The organism is Mucilaginibacter robiniae, from assembly GCF_012849215.1.
GTDB lineage: Bacteria > Bacteroidota > Bacteroidia > Sphingobacteriales > Sphingobacteriaceae > Mucilaginibacter > Mucilaginibacter robiniae.
The window spans coordinates 953,454-975,713 of sequence record NZ_CP051682.1; the positions used below are offsets into that span (position 1 = coordinate 953,454).

Annotated in this window: 20 protein-coding genes and 2 tRNA genes; 20 read left to right on the forward strand and 2 right to left on the reverse strand. The window is 41.3% G+C overall.

The window, feature by feature from the left end:
* Window positions 1-86: 86 nt before the first annotated feature.
* The 19 genes from HH214_RS04310 (at window position 87) to HH214_RS04400 (ending at window position 21,274) form a co-directional block, all read left to right on the forward strand.
* Window positions 87-2,132, forward strand: a complete 2,046-nt coding sequence (locus HH214_RS04310; RefSeq protein WP_169606173.1) for a hypothetical protein — start codon at window positions 87-89, stop codon at window positions 2,130-2,132.
* Between the two features lie 97 nt (window positions 2,133-2,229).
* A complete protein-coding gene (locus HH214_RS04315) occupies window positions 2,230-2,883 on the forward strand; it encodes a hypothetical protein (protein WP_169606174.1) in 654 nt (217 codons plus the stop codon).
* 73 nt (window positions 2,884-2,956) lie between these two features.
* Complete coding sequence (locus tag HH214_RS04320) at window positions 2,957-5,551, forward strand: coiled-coil domain-containing protein (protein ID WP_169606175.1); 2,595 nt, start codon at window positions 2,957-2,959, stop codon at window positions 5,549-5,551.
* Window positions 5,552-6,132: 581 nt separating this feature from the next.
* Window positions 6,133-6,393 (forward strand): hypothetical protein, encoded by a 261-nt coding sequence (locus HH214_RS04325; RefSeq protein WP_169606176.1) that lies wholly within the window; start codon window positions 6,133-6,135, stop codon window positions 6,391-6,393.
* Between the two features lie 282 nt (window positions 6,394-6,675).
* Window positions 6,676-7,884 (forward strand): head maturation protease, ClpP-related, encoded by a 1,209-nt coding sequence (locus HH214_RS04330; RefSeq protein ID WP_169606177.1) that lies wholly within the window; start codon window positions 6,676-6,678, stop codon window positions 7,882-7,884.
* Window positions 7,885-8,012: 128 nt separating this feature from the next.
* The gene (locus HH214_RS04335) at window positions 8,013-9,221 is read left to right on the forward strand and encodes a hypothetical protein (RefSeq protein ID WP_169606178.1); all 1,209 of its coding nucleotides are present in this window, start codon (window positions 8,013-8,015) and stop codon (window positions 9,219-9,221) included.
* 148 nt (window positions 9,222-9,369) lie between these two features.
* Entirely contained in the window at window positions 9,370-9,954 is a 585-nt protein-coding gene (locus HH214_RS04340; protein WP_169606179.1) for a hypothetical protein, read from the forward strand.
* Window positions 9,955-10,078: 124 nt separating this feature from the next.
* A complete protein-coding gene (locus HH214_RS04345) occupies window positions 10,079-11,368 on the forward strand; it encodes a hypothetical protein (protein ID WP_169606180.1) in 1,290 nt (429 codons plus the stop codon).
* Window positions 11,369-11,391: 23 nt separating this feature from the next.
* Window positions 11,392-12,057, forward strand: coding sequence for a DUF6712 family protein (locus tag HH214_RS04350; RefSeq protein ID WP_169606181.1), 666 nt, complete (start codon window positions 11,392-11,394; stop codon window positions 12,055-12,057).
* Entirely contained in the window at window positions 12,047-13,582 is a 1,536-nt protein-coding gene (locus HH214_RS04355; RefSeq protein ID WP_169606182.1) for a hypothetical protein, read from the forward strand. Before HH214_RS04350 ends, HH214_RS04355 begins: the two co-directional genes overlap by 11 nt.
* 9 nt (window positions 13,583-13,591) lie before the next feature.
* Window positions 13,592-15,466, forward strand: coding sequence for a hypothetical protein (locus HH214_RS04360; protein ID WP_169606183.1), 1,875 nt, complete (start codon window positions 13,592-13,594; stop codon window positions 15,464-15,466).
* A 19-nt stretch (window positions 15,467-15,485) separates the two neighbouring features.
* Window positions 15,486-16,817, forward strand: a complete 1,332-nt coding sequence (locus HH214_RS04365; RefSeq protein ID WP_169606184.1) for a hypothetical protein — start codon at window positions 15,486-15,488, stop codon at window positions 16,815-16,817.
* Window positions 16,817-17,002 (forward strand): hypothetical protein, encoded by a 186-nt coding sequence (locus tag HH214_RS04370; RefSeq protein ID WP_169606185.1) that lies wholly within the window; start codon window positions 16,817-16,819, stop codon window positions 17,000-17,002. Before HH214_RS04365 ends, HH214_RS04370 begins: the two co-directional genes overlap by 1 nt.
* Window positions 17,003-17,153: 151 nt before the next feature.
* Window positions 17,154-17,804 carry a GDSL-type esterase/lipase family protein gene (locus HH214_RS04375; RefSeq protein WP_169606186.1) on the forward strand — a complete coding sequence of 217 codons (651 nt, stop codon included), beginning with the start codon at window positions 17,154-17,156 and terminating at the stop codon, window positions 17,802-17,804.
* 332 nt (window positions 17,805-18,136) lie between these two features.
* A complete protein-coding gene (locus HH214_RS04380) occupies window positions 18,137-18,391 on the forward strand; it encodes a hypothetical protein (protein WP_169606187.1) in 255 nt (84 codons plus the stop codon).
* Window position 18,392: 1 nt separating this feature from the next.
* Window positions 18,393-18,851: a lysozyme inhibitor LprI family protein gene (locus HH214_RS04385; protein WP_169606188.1), complete on the forward strand. Its 459-nt coding sequence runs from the start codon at window positions 18,393-18,395 to the stop codon at window positions 18,849-18,851.
* Between the two features lie 111 nt (window positions 18,852-18,962).
* Window positions 18,963-19,289 carry a hypothetical protein gene (locus HH214_RS04390; protein ID WP_169606189.1) on the forward strand — a complete coding sequence of 109 codons (327 nt, stop codon included), beginning with the start codon at window positions 18,963-18,965 and terminating at the stop codon, window positions 19,287-19,289.
* Window positions 19,290-19,361: 72 nt separating this feature from the next.
* Window positions 19,362-20,114, forward strand: coding sequence for an acyltransferase family protein (locus HH214_RS04395; protein ID WP_169606190.1), 753 nt, complete (start codon window positions 19,362-19,364; stop codon window positions 20,112-20,114).
* 32 nt (window positions 20,115-20,146) lie between these two features.
* Window positions 20,147-21,274: an acyltransferase family protein gene (locus HH214_RS04400; RefSeq protein WP_169606191.1), complete on the forward strand. Its 1,128-nt coding sequence runs from the start codon at window positions 20,147-20,149 to the stop codon at window positions 21,272-21,274.
* A 74-nt stretch (window positions 21,275-21,348) separates the two neighbouring features.
* On the opposite strand, the gene HH214_RS04405 is transcribed toward HH214_RS04400, so the two are convergent.
* Window positions 21,349-21,432: transfer RNA gene (locus HH214_RS04405), tRNA-Leu, on the reverse strand.
* A 138-nt stretch (window positions 21,433-21,570) separates the two neighbouring features.
* A tRNA-Leu gene (locus HH214_RS04410) sits at window positions 21,571-21,654 on the reverse strand.
* Window positions 21,655-21,816: 162 nt separating this feature from the next.
* Here HH214_RS04410 and HH214_RS04415 point away from each other — a divergent pair.
* The gene (locus HH214_RS04415; RefSeq protein WP_169606192.1) at window positions 21,817-22,257 is read left to right on the forward strand and encodes a DUF2147 domain-containing protein; all 441 of its coding nucleotides are present in this window, start codon (window positions 21,817-21,819) and stop codon (window positions 22,255-22,257) included.
* The last annotated feature ends 3 nt before the right edge of the window (window positions 22,258-22,260 follow it).

Sequence of the window (22,260 nt, forward strand, 5' to 3'; positions counted from 1 at the left end):
GTACTTGTTAGTGCTTTTAAATTTACAACTAGGTTTAGCAGTGCCATTATTCAGTCCATTCATCCTTCTACCCTTAGCCATTCCTCATGCAATCTCTTCAACTTTACCTGAACGACCAATTGGTTGATTTGAGCGATGACAGCTTGATAGCGTTATCGTTTCAAATTAATAACCTGGCCGAAGTAAAAAACCAACAAGGTAACACCAGCAACCAGTTTAAGCTGCCTCTTACCCAAAACAACCGTCAGATTTTAGGCTACCCCGACGATGTAGCTTTTACGAACTGCCTACCTTATACCCAATATGCCGCCAAGCTGGTGCAAGATGGCTTAGAAATCATTCCGTATGGCATTGGCGAACTGAACAGCATAGATCAGGATACAGCCAGTGTTACCATTTTATCGGGCAACGTTGATTTTTTTGACAGCATTGATGGCAAGCTGTACGATGTGGGTGATACCACTTCCACGCTATGGTACAATGCCAATTGGAAAAACAAGTACGAGCATGAATGGAGCTTACAGAACGTTATGCAATCGCAAACCAAGCTGGATGGCTGGATTTGGCCCATTGTAGATTACGGGAAAATAGATGCTAATTTTAGCGATACCCCTACTATTGATGTACGCCACCTCAGGCCGGGCTTTTTTCTGAAAACGGCTATCGAGATGATGGTGCAACCTACTGGTTATACCATTAACCCAAGCAGCTTTCTGGTTAACGAATGTTTGTACAAAAAGCTGATTGTACAGTTTGCTAATGATAGTTTTGAGCATAGTGCAGAATACCTGGCATCGGCTGGTAGCAATAATGTAAGCGTTAAAAAGAGCAGCAACCAGGTAGTGGGGAATAGTCGTACCGACCGTACGGGCATTATCCAATTTGATAATGTGGTGAGCGATATGGGCAAGCGTTACAGCAACGTGCCCAATTCCAGCTATAGCAATCCGGCAAAGGCTAAAACGGCTATTCAGGTAAACGTGTCGGCGGTATTGGTGGTAAATACAATCGGCAAGTGGCATGACCCGGCTACCATCAGTATTCATATTGTGCGGTATGATCCGGTTAAAAATGAAGATACCCACCTGGTAACACACAACTTAACTTTTGATGATACGGCCACCAAGGTAAGCGGCAACGCCTATTATCAGCGTTTTGAAAACGTAAAAATATCTGGCGATGTTGACTTGGCCGCTGGCCAAAGTGTTAAAATGTGGTATGAGCTGGATGATAAGAAAACCACTACGGCCACTATTGAAGCCGGCTCAACCTTTACCATAACCGTAAAAAATACCAACGAGGTGCAATACGGCGATCTGGTGCAATGTGAGCGCATCTTCCCCGACATTGGTCAGAAAGATTTACTGAAAGACACTTTGCAGCGCTTCGGTATTATCTGCCAAACCGATAACACCACTCGTACGGTTACGCTAGCCTCACTGCGCGATATTGTTAACCATATTCCGCTTGCCCGCGACTGGACCAGTAAGTGCCTGAACCAGGGCAAGACGATTAGCTTTCAGTTGGGAGGTTATGCACAAGTAAACAACCTGAAGTATAAGCAGGATGATAACGTGCTCCCCCAAACCTTTGCTGACGCCCAGATATTGGTTAAAGATAAAACTCTGGCCGCATCGGCCGATTTGTTTGAAAGCCAGTTCGCCCCTACCCTAAACCGGCCATACATAGGTGGCACTATAGCCCAGATTTTGAAGGTGGATACCAGTACCGATGTCAATGCCTCAGATTTCAGCATCAATACGCAGCCGCGCATCCTGATACATGATACCGTTGACTTATTAAAACTGAACCGCAATGTAAAGTTTACCGATGGCACCACCAGCCAGGTATATAATGATACGTTGTGTACTCCCTACTTTGATAAAACCGGCGGAGCGTACAGCTTGCTGTTTGATAAGCTGCGCCTCACGTACTACCCCGAACTGGAAAAAGTACTGCAACGCAGCAAAAAAGTAGTGCGCTATTTTCTGCTTACTCCACGCGATATACTGGAACTTAATCTGCTTATTCCCGTATACCTGCAGCAAGATAGCGCATACTATTACATTAACAAAATTGACAGCTGGCGCAAAGGTCAGCCCACCAAAGTAGAACTGGTGAAGCTGGGGTAAGATTTTGTACCATAGCTCAAAATTTGCTAAGAATAATACCTGCTTTTCTAGAGTACTCATTTTATATTCATCAACTATACTAGCACCTTGTTACAATATGGCAGATTTTAGAGAAATTAAAGATTATGCAGAAAAGCGCGCCTTTTATGAAATTGTAACCGGCTTTTTCAGCTCTGGAGATGGTTTTAACCGAATGTTTTTTACGCTTCTTTCTGTTATCATTGGAATTTTTATTCTAGCGTGGTTTTTTGGAAACTTATGTACATGGGACTCAAATAACACCTGGAACTATGTTAAACCAGGCGATAAGTTGTATGCCTTAACAGAATACATGAATGACAAAGATACGATGTGGAATAAGATGACAATTTATAGGAAGTTCAGGCCCATCGGAGCTGCTGATATTGACAAAATGAACATTGAGGAATGGCAGAAAAGAAAGATGAAAGACCAGTTAGATACAACTCTAAAGTTGAACATGGACTTTGTAGCACTAACTTTTACACGAGACAGCTTTTACAAAGCAAATACAGCCTGTATTGGTGAATATATAGGTAAAGACAGCACAACAACATGGGGCGCTGACAATGCTAAATGGTATAGTTTTAAACCCAATCCTAAAACGAGTTCAATAAACCCCAAGGATGTAGGATACAATCCTGAACATTACACTTTTGCGGATAGTTTATATTACGTGATGATTTCAGATGTGTTATTAACAGAATATCCAGGCTTTAAAAAGAAAAAGTAAAAAGCAGTTGTGAACACTGCTATTTTTTTAGTTATAAATTATGCCAAATGGCACAACAAACATATAGTCTATTATGAATAAGAATTTACAAAATCAGGCTGTTAATGAGGTAAATATTAATACCGACAAGCTTAAAAATGATGTAATTGCTTTGAATGCAGAACTGGAGAAGTTACTGCAAAGACAGAACGAGCTTACTACAAGTGGTGAAAAGAACACCAAGGCCTATCAGGATGTGGCCACTCAGGTGCGTATCGCTAAAGATGCAATTAAAGAAAATACGGCACAGATTGACAGCAACATCAAAGCGCTGAACTTATCTAAAGGCTCGTTAGAGCAGAACAAAGCATTACTGCAATCTCTACAAAACCAGTACACCGCCTTATCGCAGGCCGAAGGCGATCACAGTAAAGAACTAACCCAGCTAAACACACTGCTCCAAACAGTATCGCAATCGGTTGAACGGCAGGAAAAGAAAGTGGCCAATAGCCGGGAAGTATTTGATTTGCATAAGGGGAGTGTTGATGCCTTAAAAGGTTCGTTTGAAAGGCTGGCACCTGTTTCAGGCGACTTCGGTTCCACCCTGCAAGATGCAACAACAGGCTTTAACATGATGAAGCAAGGATTAACCGCTGTTAAAACCGGCTTTACCAGTGTGGGCGGTGCTATTAAAACTACTGGCTTTGGTCTGCTATTACTCGTGCTGGAATCATTGGTTGAGTATTTTACAAAAAATAAGGAGGGTATCACTAAACTTAAAGGCGCCATCTCTGCAGTTGGCAAAGTAGTAGATATGATTCGAAATACTCTTGCCGGTTTTGGAGAGAGTATATTTAATGCTTTTCTGCACCCGGTAGATAGTTTAAAAGCATTATCGAATGCAATTAAGGAGAATGTTATTAACCGCCTTAATTCAGTAAAGGTAATACTGGATGGTATTGTTCATCTAGATTTTAAAAAAATCGGTGATGGGGTTTTACAAGCTTTTACAGGTGTTACCCATGTCAGTGATAAGATGAGCAAAGCATTCATTTCTGCAAAACAAGGTATAATAAATTTAAAAAATGAAGCAATTAATGCTTATAATGCAGGACGGGATAACGCTAAAAATCAACAAAACGATGAAAAGAAAACACAGCAGCAACAAACTCAAATTCACCAAACACGCATAAAACAAGTTAATGAAACAACGAATATACTGGCACAAGCCAATGAAGAACGTATAGCCTCGCAAACCCGCATGAGCCAAACCGTACTGGAAGGCTATGCTAAGGAAATTGCAGATACAAATGCTCATTTTAAAGAACTAAAAAAGAAATACCAGGCATCAGCTACTACGGTTGAACAACTAGAACGCGAACATGCAGCTACGCTGGCAGCCATTAATGAGAAATTTCAAAATGAGGACCTTAAAAAGCTCGATGATTATCAGAAAGAGTTGAATAAAGCCAGTATGGATGCGCGTGCCTTAGCCTTGCAACAACTGCAAGAGGATTATAGCAAGCAAGCAAAAGATCTGGAAAAAATTCAACAAGATAATACAAACTTTGTAGCCAGCTATGGTGAGGAGATTGCCGCATTGCAAAAGCAAAAACAAACAGCTGAAACACAAAATTTAATTAATGATTTAAAGAATAAGCAAGATAAAGCGCAGGAAACAGTTGATAAAGCCAAAACGGTTATTGAACAACTCAAAGCACAATATGATAAAAGCAAGAGTGACACTAACAATACTTTCGATAAAAAACCGCTGGAAGAAGCCGTACAAAAGGACAAAGACTCCGGTAACTGGCAGCAAGAATATCAGGACAGAGCTGCACTGCTTAAAATGGAATACGATCAGGCTGTAGCAGCTGCCAAAGAAAAAGGCGAGAGTACCGCTAAAGTTGAAGAAGAATACAGTCAAAAGAAGTTAAAGCTTGATCAGGACGCCAAAGTAAAACAAGGCAAGCTTGATAAAGACCGCATGGCAGCCGAAGCAGCTAATCAGAAGCAATACCTGCAAACGTTAGATAAACTATCCGGTGCAGTAGGTAATATTTTCGGCAAAAACACGGTGGCGGCCAAAGCTGCCTTTAAAGCCCACCAAGCCGCCGCGGCTGCGCAGGTTATTATTGATACCAAACAAGCTATTATGGGCATTTGGAGTTCTGATGCCAGACTTCCTATTATAGGCGTACCTAAAGCTATTGCCGAAACAGCCATTGTAGCTGCAGCCGGCGCCAGCAACCTGGCTTCTATCCTGAAACAAAAACCAGGCTTTGCCCAGGGCGGCCAGTACCTGTCTGACGGGCGTGGCGCTTTACTGTCTGGTTACAGCCGGCATGATAATACCAATGCTTACTTGCGTTCGGGCGAAGCTGTTGTGGTTTCAGAAGCCATGCGCAACCCCTGGGCCCGTAATTTGGTTAGCGCCATTAACGTAGCTTATGGTGGCCGCGATTTTTCCATCCCTAATCCAAGCCGGGGGTATGCCATAGGTGGTATTTTTACCGATGGCGGCAATGCTAACCGCTATTACAGTCAACCCGTAAATGACCAGAAAGATCTGGCTAATACCCTGGCTTACCAGATGCTCAACAACTTCCCTCCTATTTATGTAGATGTAAAAGACATCAACAACCAACAAAATATCCTGGCGCAAACAGTTAATAGAGTGAATCTGTAGGTTTATAGAGCCAAGAAACAAGAGTCCAGGAGCCAAGAGTTCTTTTGTGTTGTGTGACTCCTGTAATTTCAGGCTGTACTTATATTAATGTTCGTCTGCTCATGGCCGCAGTGGCCTAGTTACTTTTGTCTTAGTCACAAAAGAACCAAAAAGGCCAAGGCAGAAAAAGCTTCTACCCACCAGCCCTACGCTAGCCCGCTTTTCTGCCAGCCCTACGCACTGTTTGCTTTCTTACTAGTCTTCCCACCGCGTCATGGCGAGGTACGAAGCCATCTCTGCGCGGATTAGGTCAACTGTTCAGGCATAGTTCAGAGATTGCCACGCTAGCGCTTGCAATGACGCATGATTGTTGGAACTAAATTTTTAAACACAGAACCACCAATACCCTTTCTTCCGCGGCATCAGGAATGTTGCGGGTAGTAGAAATTAGCTACAGCACAGCTTTACATAGCAACATAACGTAGCCTCAAGTTTTTCTTTGGTTCATTTCTTCTTATACAAAAAGAAAGAACATCCACTAACGTAAATAAAACACTCAACCTAATTCTCACAAAGAACTGCAAAAGTATAAAGCACATTTTATGAACATTCAACTCGCTAATACCTTGTTTGATAACGGCACCTTTATGGAAATGTATAAAGCCGGCTTCATTACCGAAAAAGTTTTTGTTTACCGCGAAATTTATTTGTGGATACAAGCCCAGATGCAAACCCGAAATCTTAATAAAAACAAAGCCGTGTTGGAGGCTGAAGTTAAGTTCGGGAAAGATGAACGCACCATTTGGCGCGCCCTCAACAGCTTTTCTCTGGATACTGACAAACCAGTGTCACCATTAATATAAAAACCTTTTTGCAACTTTGAACTATGCCAATCAGCATAACTTTCAACATCAGTGATAGCATTGAAAAACTACTGACAAATCAGCGCCACCAAAACATTCAAAAAGAGTTCTGATATTTGAATTGTTCTTTCAAACCAAAGCCATCCGGCAAATTACATCGGCAAAAGATTTCCTTCCATACTAAGTATAATCTAAACCTTATCGCATTTTTCATTAACCATATTGGTAAAATCATTCTACAACCTAATTACCAGTAACCTAATAATTTATAAAAACTTTCACATGCCCTATCCCATTTATCTTTATGATACCGATCAGGATGCTATAGGCTCCGGCAGCCTGTCATCAGCCAGCATTCGGCAACAGCTTGAAGCAGCCGGCGGTCAGGATGTAGAGCTGCATATCAGCTCGGCCGGAGGCTCCGCATTTGATGCCATTGCTATTTACGATTTGCTTAAAAAATATACAGGTCATGTTACTACTTACATTGATGCGCTGGCTGCATCGGCTGCCTCTATTGTAGCCATGGGTGGGCATACCATTGTAATGAGCAAATACGCGCTACTCATGATACACAAACCACTGGTTGATAGCGGTGGTAATGCCGATGAGTTGCTGAAAGATATTCAGATGCTCAACACCGTACAATCGCGCCTGGCACAAATTTATATAGACAAAACCGGGCTGGATGAAGTAACCATTCACAGCCTCATCAACGCCGTCACCTGGATGACGGCCGACCAGGCACTTGCCTTAGGCTTTATTGATCAGATAGAAGATTATCAAGCCACAGTTACCAACAGCGCACAACTTAAAAAATGTACCAGCACCGCTCCGGCTGTTTACCAGCGCTGCATTAATAAAATTTTAATTTCTCCTCATAATTCACCTCAACAAGCAATGAACATGCACAACACCGACCTTATTCAGAAAACCACCACTGTGCTGGATAAGATGATGAACTTTTTTAAAAAAGTAATGAACAAACAAACCATGACCGACAAAGGCCCTATTCACCACACCGGCGATTTGGATGCCGGCACCGAAGTTTACCAGGATGAAGACATGACCGAACCCGCAGTTGACGATGTGTACACCACAGCCGACGGCCAACAATTAACTACACAAGCAGGCAAAGTACAAACGGTAGCTCCTGCCAAACTGGCTGCTGAAGACGACGATGAAGATATGCCTGAAAGTAAGCTGAAAGGCAAAGTAAAATCGCACGAGGTAAAAAATAGCATAGCTGCTTTACGAGCAAAAATACATGCGCAAAATGCGCTGCTTAATGAAGCACGAACTGCATTGGAAACAGCCAACGCACACTTAAAGCAAACCCGTCATGAAATTAAAAACGAAATCAAATCTACCTTTACGCCCGAAGGCTCCAAACGCAGCAATAAGGCCAAAGCTGAAGCTCAGCCTTTTTTCGCGCCACAATCTGACTTAGCCAAAAATGCGGTAAAACATGCAGTTCATGGTAAAAAATAAGCCTTTATATCAAGCGGCAAAATAATCAGCCTGTAACCTATATTTCAACCTGAACACTTCAACCTAAAACCTTATCCAATAAAACTTATACCGGCCTTTGGCCATAGCACACACGCAACCCAATCTAAATGCCTCAATTCACCTTTACCAACAACACTTATGCCGGCGAAGCTTTAGCCGGATTTATGGCCAGCACCCTGCTGGAAGCCGATTCTGTAAAACGCGGATTACTCACGGTTATCAATGATGTAAAATCGCGCAAAATCATTCTGGATGTGGATGATGATGTTAAACTGCAAGATCCCTCAGGCATGTTTAACGATCAGGGAACTACCGCTCTGCAAAACGAAAGCTATCTTGACCCGGTGGCATACGAATTTATGAAACAGGAACAATGGGACAAACTGGTGCAAAGCTGGGAAGCCCAAAGCCTGGCCCCAGGTGCCTTCGGCGATTATGAAGGCGTAGTTGACCTTTCAGACTTTATGGTGCAACGCTACCTAACCAAAATACAAATTGCTAATGAGCGCTTATACTGGCTAGGCAAATCGGCTACGAAAGAAGCTTCGTTCAGTGCCGCGTTTACCGGCTTGCTGCCCAGCATTGCAGGCGCATCAGGAGTTTACAAAGTAGGCTTAGGTAAATCGTCCACCTCTATGTCGGCAACTTCTATTGATAGCAATGGTGTAGTTACCGTATCTAGCACCGCTACACTAGCTGATGGCGATGTAGTTACCCTAACCAATATAACCGGCACCAGCAAAGATATTACCAACAGTACGCCAGCTATTGATGTGGCAGGACAATCTTACTTTATAAAAGTAGTCAGTGCCACTAGTTTTAAGCTGATACGCAACTACAATGAGGTAAACACCCGCAAAGCAGCAGCATTTACCGGTACTTCAACTGCAGCTACAGTAAGCTACATCAATGCCAGCAACGTGCTGGATGTACTGAGCGGCGTTTTTTCGCAACTGGACCCAGCCGATCGTATTCAGGATGATTTTAACCTGCAAATTCCTTTACACGTAGGTTATGCTTACGCGCAGGCACAGGCTAACAAAGCTACTAATGTATTAAATGCCTTCACCGATAAAAAGAAAATGGATTACTTGGGTATTCCATTACAACTCATGAACCACTGGCAGGCCAATACCATTTTAGGTGCCCGTAGTTCCAACCTTTTTCTGGGTGTAGATTTATTGGGTGATACATCTGAGCTATCAACCGTGTACATGAAGCCTTATACCAATGATAACGTAGTACGCATGAAAGCCCGTATGAAAGCCGCTGTAAACTTCAAATTCGCTAACGAGCTGTTTTATCTATCTGCCTGATAAGCCGATGTAAAATAAGTGAAGGAAAGATTGATTGAAATAATCTATCAGCCTAAACCTACCATTCTGCTTTCTTTCACTTATACCATCCCTTTTCTAAATAAAGAATCAATCACTCCAATCATCTCTTATTCAATTATTAATTTTCATGTCTATATACAACAAAATTACTGCGGGCTTTAGCCTGAGTGCTGCTGAGCCGGTTACTTCAGGTATTGAAGATGTTATCTACATTTTTAACGCTGATGATATTGCACTTACTTATGACACTAACAATCCGCTTGTCATTACCGACTTAACAGCTACCAGCAGTGCTAAAGTCTACAAATTTGAAGGTACCAACAACAGCTTCAATGCTACTTCCAAACTGGCTAAAACGCAGGTAGGTCCACGTTATACCGAAGAAATTGATTTTAACATTGCCGGTTTGTCTGTAGCTGTAAAGGCACAACTGCGTGCTATGGGCTACGGGCGAGTTAAAGCTATTGTTATTAACAACTACAAATCAGGAGATTCGGCAATAGAGTTGTTCGGTGCCGTAAACGGCCTGGTACTTACCGATGCCGAGCGTAATGCAGCTGATGAAACCGTAGAAGGCGGTTACAAACTTAAACTTACCAACCCGGATAAATTGCGCGAACCTTACCCGCCACGTGCCTTAGCTATTGCTCATGAATCCGGCCCTGTTACTTACGCCAGTACACTGGCTGCTTTAGAAGCTTTAGCAGTTTAAATTAGTAGCGGGTTTTGTGCAACGGGTTGCGGGTATATCCATCAACAATTACGAACTAATCATCTTACTTACCCGCATTGAATTAATTCCCGCAACCCGTTACACAAAACACCAAGCACATTAAATGAAAACCTACTTACCACAAATTGAACGTCGTATTAAAGTAAGGCCGAACCAAACTTACGGCATACTGAATTACGATGTGGATAATGCCTATCCGCAACGTATGCTGGAACTGGTGGGCGGTTCCCCCACGGCTAAAGATTGCTGGAGTAAAAGAGCTAAATTTATAGGCGGCAATGGTTTTGAAGAAAGTAATCTGGGCAGACAAGTTATCAACCCTCAAGGTTTAACCTTGGCTAAATTATTGAAAGCCGTAGCTACTGATAAAGCTTTATTCAGCGGATTTGGCATTCATGTCAATTACAATGCAAACTACCAGATAGCTTCAGCCAACTACGTAAAGTTTGAGGACATACGGATGGGCAATACCGATTGTGCCGACACAGCTGAGCAATTTGCCTTGTATTCTGACTGGAGCCGTAAAACCTGGAAAAGCATTATGCGTTCCAAAATCACCTTTCTGGATAAATACAACCCTGATCCGGAGGTAATTGATGCCCAAGTACTAAAAGCTGGCGGCTGGGACAAATACAAAGGTCAGCTTTACTACTTTAACCCTGAAGTGGACGATTACCCCTTGATAGAAGCTGACAGTGTGTGGGAAGATTTTGAAACTGAAGCCGGCATCAAAACTTTTAACAACCGTGAAGTAACCACCGGTTTCCTGCCCTCTACCATGTTGTTCATGCAAGCTCGCCGGGAAGAAGCCGACAACAGTTCGCCTGACAGTGATGCTAATAAAAGTGCAAACGTACCATCACAGTTAGAAAAAGACTTAGGTACGTTTCAAGGTGCTAAAAGTTCGCAGAAAATCATCGTTATTGAGTATGAAGATGAAGCATCAAAACCTGAGTTTAAACCCTACAGCATTCAAAACAATGATAAGCTATTTGAAACAACCGAAAAATCAGTAGAAGCACGCATTATCAAAGGCTTTTCAGTACCTAAAGAATTAGTGAATGCCGAAAAATCATCTGGCTTAAGTAATGGCGGTGAAAAGAAAGAAGCGATATGCGAGTTTAATGACAATACACAAGCCGACCGTTTAGAACTCAGTGAGGTTTTTGCTGAACTGTTCAGCAACTTCTATCAAAACTTAAATCCATCCAACAATTGGAACATTGTACCCGTACCCAGCAATGTAGCAGATGACAGCGCAGGTATAAGTGCCGGCACCAGTATCAACCAAATTTTGCTATCCAGCATTCCGCCTGCTAACAAAATGGCTATTCTGGTACATGCCTATGGCTTTAAACAAGCTGAAGCCGAGGCGATGGTCAGCGTTCTATAGCTATCCTTTAATAATCAACTATCATGATTGAGTTAAACAACAACGTTACTCCTGCGAGCGGGTGGGGAATCATTGCGCCTTCTATCTTTCAGCAATATGAAGATATTTCTGTCAACATTAAACCAGAGCGACTTAAAGTATTCATTAAAAAAGCACAGGAACTTGACCTGAAACCCTTTTTGGGCCACGCTTTATATTACGAATTAATTAAATGGTTTACAGCCGATGGTATATTAAGTGATAACATGCCACCCAAGTATCAGGACCTGTATAAAGGCTGCACCTATACCGATCCGCAAGGTTATGAAATTATCTATGAAGGTTTAACACCGGCAATGGTTTACTTCACTTTCGCCCGCTTTATTGAAAGCAATGCCGTGCACTATACGCCAACCGGACCAGTAATAAAGCGATATGATAATGCAGAGCCTTTAAGTGCTTCTGCCATTGTAAAGCTGGTACAGCAACAACGCAGTATAGCCAATGCCCATGTAAACGAAGTAGAGAAGTTTCTGCTTGATAAGCAGGCCGACTACCCTTTATGGTTTTTTAACAGTAAAAACAAAAGCGCCCGCCAAGCTGGCCCACGCATTCGCGGCATTGACCGTACTGATTTTAATTATCCATCTGGCAATAATGATGCGGTAAACCTAAACACACTTAACAACTTCCTGACTGATGCCTACTGATTTAAAAATAAGTGAACTCAACGAAATCTTCAGTATAAGCGCTGATAATGTTTCCGTACTCGTCAGCAATGGGGCCGATTACCGGTATTCTTTTGCCACACTGCTACAGTTTATTACCAAAAGCCTTACTGATAGTAGCGCACTAGGCAGTACGCTGAATTTTTCCAGCAGTGTACCACAAGCTAATCAGGGTAATAATGGCGATGTAATAATTGACCCGGTTAAGCAGGTGTTTTATCAAAAGGTAAATGGCACTTGGATAATACCCTATCAAATTACTGCCACCGCCAGCAGCACAACGGCAAATAGTGTACTGTATGGTAAGGGGCAACCCTTAACCAATGCTGGCGATATTGGTGATACTTACATCAACACCTTAAACGGTACTTTCTACCAGAAAACTGAATCAGGCTGGCAGCCAGCTTTTACGATGCTGAATGGGCCGGCTGGTGGCCCTGGCCCCAGAGGTGATACTGGCGCAGCCGGAACTAATGGCAAAAGCGTACTCAGTGGTCCATCCAACCCCTCTAACCAAAATACAGGTACCGACGGCGACTTTTATATTAATATCAATTCCTGGTACATATTCGGGCCCAAAGCAAATGGCGATTGGGGCATAGGCACATCCATGATTCCGGATGAAGAAACCCTGGGTAACCTAAATAATCTGCAAACTACTGATAAGAGTAACTTGGTTGCAGCTATTAATGAGGTTTTTAATCGATCAGGTATCCAGCCGAAAGATATAGGTAAAGGCTTGATTATAGATAACGATAAAAAACTCACCTTGGACTTGGACAGCAAATTATTAGTAGGCCCTACCATCAGCGTACAATGGACTTTATTTCAAACTAATGGCAGTACGCCTTACCTCGCTCCCACCTCAACCAGCAAGGGTTTAGTAGTAGACAAAGGTGTCAAAGCGCAAATGGCTGCCAAATACAAATATCCTACACCTAATGCTTCACAAACTTTGCCGCAAGGTGTTACCAGCAGTATTTTTAGTACGGTACTGCCCGGCGCAGATATTTTTTCTGATACACAAAGCGTTAATAATATTGCTGCTAATAGATCAGATTACGTAACTCTGCAAAAGCCTAAAAGCGGATTGGTTATTTCAGGCTCGCAAGTGGTTTTTCCGACGGGTAATGATACGATTAGTGATAACATTAGCATCAGCTTTCAGGGGCGCGGGTGTTTAGCGTTTTTTGCTGATACCAGCTTAACAGCAGCCCAGATACAATCGGTTTTAAATACCGGCACTTCGGGTAATAGCGAGTTTCAAACCAGCAAAGCACGCAGCTTCAACGGCGTAACCGCCACGGGCTACACTTACTATTTACTGAGTAGCAGTTTGGGCCGGCCTACAGCAGTTGCGCAAGATGGGGTAGATGCTGTCTTCGGGGCCTTCCAGTTTTTGGATGAAGTAACAATTACAAATGCAGCGGGCTACGCCGACACCATTACCGTAATGCGTTCTAACGCGACCAACGCCTTTAACAACAGAACCTTATCATTTAGCTAACTTTTTATCATGAGAGAAACTCCAGACATCTGGGAACACGCAAATAAAACCTTATCTGCCGTTGATGCCAATTTTATGCGGGGTGGTGGTCGGGTTACAACCAACCTAAGCACGCTGCTTACCGATTTTGTTACCTTAACCGATCAGCTTAAAGAGAATGTTACCCAAGTATATGTCATTAGCGAAGCGGCCTTTTACCTGCTGAAAAGTATTGTTAACATAGGCAATCTGGCCAGAGGTTGGAAAGCTATTACAGTGCAGTCGGACACTATGCCAACGCTGAACAGCGTTAATCCGGTACAATCGGGCGGAGTGTACACAGCCTTGACAGCCAAAGCTACGCTGCCCGATGGGGTAACTGAAATAGGCCACATACGGACAGATGGCAATATAGCTTATATTGATGGTTTTGTAATTAACTACAACGCTTTAGCCGTCAACTTACCTATGGGTCAAATTTCATTAGATGGGCCACCGGTAACAGGCCAGTTCACCCGAATGGATGCAATTTATTATGATCCGGTTAGGCAAACGTATGGTAAAGTAACCGGCAATGGTAACACCAATTGGGACCCTGCTATCATACCGATTGACACTTACCGCCTGGCCGATGTACAGCGCAACTTGGATGGTACCAGCAAGGTGTATTCTACGTACAGTGTTGCTTTTATTAGCAACGTGAACATTGATAAAATTTATGCCGATAAGGTAATGAACGGCAAATGGTATTCGGAAGGGGATGCTGTACAGTTTGGCACCAGTATAGATACCCCTGGCCGGGTTGGCTACCGAATGAACTTCAAACGCTTATTCTTTCGGTCGGAAGTACAGGTAGTTACTGATAGTACGGCCAATAAAGATTGCTATATGGTTTTTCCGGCTGGTCTTATTCAAAACGGCGGTTTTTATGTTTACGGGCCTTACGTTTATCTGGAAAATGGCCCTTGCACTATCGTGATCGGGATGAAAGTGTCGGATAATACCTCAAAAGCAGATAGCGGATTGTATATTGAAATAGTAAAAGACGTAGGTGACAAACAGATAACCCAGGCTGGTTTAACTGTTAGAGCCACCGATTTTACGGTTGCTAACCAACTGCAATACTTTTTACTGCCATTTACAGCAGAAAAAGGTTTTCATTATGAATTCCGTATCAATCCGTCAAGTACTACAATAGCTACACCAGCTACCTTTTATTTGGATGAGGCTATCATCTGTCCGTTTCCGCTGGCACCTACCGTCGACCTCTCCCCTCTGCAAAAGCAGATTACTGCTAATGCACCCAATTTTGTTGAACTGCAATCGGATAGTGATGTATCTTACACTAGCAACCTGTGGAAAGAACGCGGCGTAAATATGTTTAACCTGATGTACAAACATTCGGACTTCCCGCAGGTGGTGAGTAACACGGCACATGATCCGGGTGCATTCTGGATTGGTACTGCCATTGTTGACCGCACACTGGGCACCGGCCGCATGGAAGCTACGCAGTGGGACATTGAAAGCGGCAAAATGGTTTACAAGGTTGAACGAGCGAAAGATGATACCCAAGCCAATTGGGGCGCTTGGACTTTTATAGCCACTTGGGATTATGTACAACAGCAACTCACGGCTGCCCGAGCTTTTACCTTGAGCTTTACCACCCCGGTCCGAGAGTATAACGATTATTACGAAGCCGCTACACAGGTGCAATCCATCATTTTATCAGGAGCTAGCGCTATTCAGTATAGTTTAGATGGTGGGGCACATTATACAACACCGACTTTACCGCTACCCACCGATGGCTCAAAAAACATTAGCATACCGGCGGGAACCTGGGTAAGTTGGCGCATAACTTATAGCACCGGAGCTACCCTGGCGTCGGCTTATATCAAATTAGCTTAAACCTTATCACTTTTTAAACATGGCCAATAATTTCAGGTACAACGCCATCGTTGGACAATCCATTTACATTTCTAAAGCCGGTAACGATAGTAATAGCGGCTTAACACCCGATTTACCTAAAGCAACCGTGCAAGCAGGCTTAACCCTGGCAGCAAACTCATACACTACATCGGCCTGTACTATAATTATTGGTACGGGTACTTATGAAGAAGCCATAAGCGCATCCCTAAGAGGCATTAACTCATCAGGTTATTCCAAAATTGTAGGTGATGGTGAAGTAGTACTTAGGGGAAATGGTTCTAATAGTTTTGTACTTACATATACTAACTACAACTTTTCCATATATAGTCTAAGGTTTGAAAACTATTCTAACTTGACCATCAATCATGCTATTTATAACTGCAAGATTAGATATAACAATACAATAAGCATTCCAACACAAGGAAGTTTAAATAACTGCCAGGTATCTGATACAACAGCCTCAAACATTTATAATTCATATGGATCTATTTATATAAATGTGGCTACAGTAGGTGCTGTAACCAATTTTCAAAACTGCTATACAAATGCCTCTACTCAGGTAAATACAGTTGCTAGTCCAATAACATTCGACTATAACAATCTGATGGGACCTATTAAAATAGGTAGTGGTACGGCGCAAACATTGAGTACTCATCAGACCAATTACCCCAACTACAACCAGCATAGTATTAATGCATCGCCATTGTTCAACAATAGTGCTAAATACGATTTTACGCTGCAAGCAGGCAGTCCGCATATCAGCGCCGCCAGCGATGGCAGTAATATTGGCGGAACGGCCTATGCCATACCTTTGGTTACCAATGTAGCCGACTGCTGGAAAAAAGAGAATGGTGCAGTATTTTCGGGACTGGAACTGAGCGGAACCGATGTAATTATATCCAGCGGATACACTTCTGGCTCTGTAACTTCGGCTCCGGTAAGGGCATTCCCGAATGCTAATGTAATTAATAAAATTGATTACATTGGGTTTACGCTATTTAACAAAAGCCAAGCGGGCGGTAGTGCTACCAACAAAAATGTGCCGGATAGTTTTATAGTGAGTGATGGTTCGGGCGGTAGTAATCCCGACCGGCTCAGCATACAAATGCGATGGACTGACAATGATAACCAACCTACTACCGATAGCGATTGGATTAATGGCTATTTAACTACAACCGGCAACTTTGTGCATTTTGAAATAAACACCCAGCCCTTGGTTGATAATAGCGGATATGGGAATGGTAATCCGGCTTTTAACCCAGCAGTAGCTTATGCCGTATCGGCACAATGGGTACAATTTAAAGTTATTTTAACCAATGCTTACGCCTGATGAATAGCATTACCCTTACACCGGGCGTATTAGCTGCTAATACAACCCGCCCCCCTCGAGCTTTTAAAGGCATTACTATAATTGGTGGTGGGAAGCAATACATCGAACCTCAAGTTGGCTTTAAAGGTATTGCACTATGGGCTACGATGCCAGGCAGTGCTATCAAAGTTAAACATTATCGATAGTAACATACTGCTTGTATAATTCGTAAATAAAGCGGATGTTATACTTTTTTAGCTATGTCAAACTAAGCTTACTTAGCAAGAAAGTTTTCTTAAGCAGATACATTCCTTACTACATTATTTTAAAATGAGCAAATACGTACTAACTGCTTCTTTGATTATTAACCTTGTATTAGCTATAGTTACTATAAAACTATATTATAAATTACAAAGTGCTCGGGTTTCCAAAACAACTAATAGCCAGCCTAAAATAACCGATAAAGAAATTAAAGCCAGTTTGTACAGATTACTCCCGGTAAAAGCAGGCTCAACTGTAATAATTGGTGATAGCCACACTGATTTTTTCCCTTTATCCCTTTTAAATAAGCCAGTAGTAAAAGAAGGTATTGCTGGTGACACCACCGAAGGTGTTTTACAACGAGTAGAAAAGGTAAGTGAATGTAACCCTGCTAAAGTGTTTATTGAAATTGGACATAACGATTTGAGCAGAGATAAGTCGCCTAAGGAAGTAGCAAATCATATTATTCAAATAGCTGAAAAATTTACCTGTTCTAAAGTGTACATCACAAGTATCTTTCCAAGCAGCACCAAAAGCAAACATGGTAAGTCTATGTTGGAAAAAGATGAGCAACTTAACAAGATACTTAAGCAATATTGCCTAAACAACAACCATACCTTTATTGATCTTTATAGTCTTTTCCTACAATCCAATAGATTGAACCCTTTGTATGACTGTGGCGACCATGTTCACCTATCTTATAATGGCTATGTAGTATGGGCTAATCAATTAAACAATTTATTATAAAAGTTCTATATAACACGCTTTTCTTTTGTAAATGCTACACTAACATATTTCTAAAGACTCTTACCAACAGTCAATTACCTTTCTGCTCCAGATAGCCTTTCAAAATTTTGCATATTATTGCAGTTGTACATACGTGTTTTCTATCTATTCTGCCTAACTCTATACTTTAAGAGTAACGTTTATCATTACTTTCTCTAACAAAGCTAAATTTTAGCTAACGCCTTCTTTATTCTGTTCTTCTTAAAAACAACTCCTGCTGTTCTATGTCGGCAATCTAATAGCATCTACGCTGTTGCCGTTTCTGGTGCATTTTCCTATTAAACATATATCCTATGCAACATACCATTAAGTATTTGTACAATTATTTCAACTACAAGCCTCATGTAGGCATCCTGTCTGCCGTTACCAGCTACCTGATTGCGGTAAGGGGCATGCTGCTCACCGATGAAACGCTTAAACTCATCGCGGCCATTTCATCCTGCGCCGGCTGCATTGTGGGCTGTGCTACGGCTTTGTCGTGGCTGTTCCGGGCATCCATTTGGGCCATGAAATTCTATCAAACACTCAAACTTAAATTCAAAAAATAATATGCGCTTACCTAATTGGCTTCAAAAAATTGTCAAATTCATTCAAAACTTCTTCAGCCATATTCCGGCCGAATTACAAGCTGCCATTCACACTGGCGTTACCGTAACTGAAAACATTAAAACCTTTGTAGATTCGCCTGCTGCAGATATTTTGACTGCCCTCATCCCCGGCAACCTCGACGACAAGATCAAAACCGCCCTGCGCCAAGCCTTACCTACCCTGCTTACCCAACTTAAATTAGCCGATAACTGCGCCGGTGCTCAAACTTCTGACGAGATTGTTACTTGTGCAACCCAAACCCTGCAAGCGCTGGATGGTAATATTAAGAATGCCTTTCTGCACAGCTTAGCAGTAATGATAGCCCAGGTAGCTGCTGATGGCCAATTAACCTGGCAAGACACAGCTTGTGTGGTAGAATGGTACTACCAGCAACGTTTCAAAGCACAGGATGTGCAATAGCGTTTCTGCGCGCACGATACTCCTTCTACTCTCCTCTGCAAAATACAGGCAAATACTTAGCTGCCTGATATCGTAAACATTTCATCCGGGTTCTGGGTTATGCTATTAACCATGAACAAAGCAGACCAAGCATTTAACGAAGAATTTAAACCGGTATTTCCACCCGAGGCTTACCATGCTGAAGCCAGCTGGCAGGATAAAGTATTATTTGCCCTATCACAACTGGGTGCAGGTAACGCACCGGAAGTAGCCACTAAGCTTGCCGAATTTGAAACGCAGGAAAACGCAACGGCATTAAACCAGCATGCAGAAGAAGTATTGCAAGGTTTATACAAAAAAGGTTTAATTAAAGGTCACGAACAAAGTGACGGCTTGCAATACGATTTGAGCAAAATAACCCGCCCTAATACAGGCGGCACTGATCCAGATTTGTTATAGATATGTTGAACAGATAAAGTAAGTCATCCGTATAAGCCATTTAAAAGCAAATTTACTCTAAGCTTTTAAAATATGCAGACGGTTGAAGTTCTAGATAAGGTTAAAGTTTCCAATAATTTCAGATATGACATCAACGCACTAAGAGCTGTCGCAATTTTAGGTGTATTATTGTTTCATTATAATGTTCCTTTTTTTGCCGGAGGCTTTTCAGGAGTTGATGTTTTTTTTGTCATTTCTGGTTACTTAATGAGCCGAATCATAATTAACAGCATAGATAAAAGTACTTTCTCTTTTATAGATTTTTATAGTAAACGAATAAAAAGAATTGTACCTGCACTATTAATAGTAATACTTACTATTACTATAATATGCTTCTTTTTCTATTTTCCTGAAGATTATAAATTAAATGAAAAGTATGGAACAGCTAGTCTAATATTCTTATCAAACATATTATATTGGAAGAGTTCTGGCTACTTTGATCCTGCTTCAAACACTAATATTTTTTTACATACTTGGTCTTTATCTGTAGAATGGCAATTCTACATGCTTTATCCTATAGCGTTACTAATCCTAAGTAAACTTTTCAAGAAAAAGCCTCAATACTGGACATTCTTTATTTTATCTACAATTAGCATTATAGTATTATCATTTTTATATACGCAACATAAGGCTACAGCATCGTTTTATTTATTACCAAGTAGATCGTGGGAAATGATGTTTGGCGGAATTGCCTTTTTTGCTGAAGAAAAATTTCAAGGCTTTAATACAAACGTTATGTTGCAATATTGGGGTATATTACTATATTTTTTTGCTTTTACTTATTAAAGAGCGAATTACTTTGGCCAGGCCCGTACACCTTGATTCCAGTTATAGCTACTTTTTTAATAATTTCTGCTAACTCAAATGATATACTTGTTCTTAAAACTAAGCTAATACAGTTTATTGGCAAAGTATCCTACTCCTTATACTTATGGCATTGGCCTGTATTTGTCATAGCTCAATATTTGGGTGTTGAAATGACTGTAACTTCAATCAGTTTAATGGTATTAATATCACTTATAGCAGCATATATTTCTTATAAATATGTTGAAACTGTTAATTTTAATACTAGCAAAGTTGTTCTAGTAGCTCTTTCAATCTTAGTGTTAGGGACAAGATTTTTATCAATTGTTCCGGCAAACAAATCAATGTACAAGGCAAAAACCCTTGCATTGTCAAACTATAAAAGAGCACATTCGAAGGAAACAGTTGATTTGTTCTATTTGGGAAAATGCTTTATTAGTAAACAATCAACTTTTTCCAAAGATTACAACCAATCAGACTGCTTAAAAATTGATTCAAATAAAAGGAATGTAATGCTACTAGGAGATAGTCATGCGGCTGATATAGCTCAATCATTAGAAGCTAGCCTTTCTAAAATGGGTATTCACATTATGAAAGCAGCTTCAAGTGGGTGCTTACCGATATACAAACCAAATGGGGAAACACAATGCAGTGATATGATGAATTTCATATTTAATGAATATTTTCCTTTGCATTATAAAAAAATTGATGGTGTCATTATATCAGCCAATTGGGTTAAAGTGCCAGAAGATCAACAAGAAGCATTAATTTCAGACTTAAAAAAGACAATTCAAGTATTTAAAAATTATCACATTCCCACAGTGATAGTTGGTCAAAACGAAACGTACAGAATACCCTACTCGGTTATTGTTGCTAGAGAATGTGAGTACAATATAATTAATCGTACTCAATACCTAGATGCTAATGCTTTAAAAACAAATAAACTTCTGCTTCATAAGCTGACTAACTCTTATATAGATATTTACAATTACAAATCTGTACCTAGCTTATCCATTAATAATGATCCTTATATGCTAGATGAAAATCATTTTACCAAATATGGTGCGAACATAACAGTGCAAAAGATTATTAGTACTCCGCCATTTATTAACTTCTTACAAGCCACATCACAACGTCTTTAAGTCCTAATAAGCGCAATTCATACTATCCGGCTCAGCTGAACGTGCAGTATTTCAATAATAGATATTTGGATTTGTGCCCAGGACGAGATTCGAACTCGTACAACCTTACGGATACCACCCCCTCAAGATGGTGCGTCTACCAATTTCGCCACCTGGGCTTTTACAGGATATGGATGCAGGACTGGCAGTAAGGTTATTTACTACCGCTGTATGCAAAATAAAATAGCACTATTCACAAGTGCTATTTTATTTTGAAATCCTGTCAACCAAGATCTATATTTTTTTAAGTGGTGGTGTGCCCAGGGAGAGACTCGAACTCTCAAGAGACAATTCTCAACGGCTTCTGAGACCGCAACGTTTACCAATTTCGCCACCTGGGCTCTTATCAAAACTGCTTAAAATTTCAAGCAGCTTGATTGAGGCTGCAAATATAGTAGTTTGCTGTAAATGTCATCAAATAAAAAAATAAAATTGTACAGCCATTTGCTATAGTGCTTATTACCTGATACTTTCGGCATATAAACGATTTATAACAACTACTTATGCTTAAAAAATCAGGTATTTTGCTGCTGCTTTGCAGTCTGTTCATGCTTAAAGCTACCTATGCTCAACGTGCAGATGATATTCTGGGTAAATGGATTAACCCTAGTGGTGAGGGTCAGATACTTATCTACAAAAAAGGCAACTTGTATTTCGGTAAATTAGCTTGGATTAAAGTACCGAATGATGAAACCGGCAAGCCTAAAACCGATATCAAAAACCCGAATGCCAGTTTACGCTCACGCCCTATACTCAACCTGGAAATACTAAAAAGCTTCAAGGCCGACAACGATAACACCTACGAAGACGGCACCATTTACGACCCTAAAAGCGGCAAAACTTACAGCTGCAAAATGACGCTGAATGGCAACCAGCTTAAAATACGCGGCTACATCGGCGTATCTCTACTAGGCCGAACTGAAGTTTTCACCCGGGTTAAATAAAAG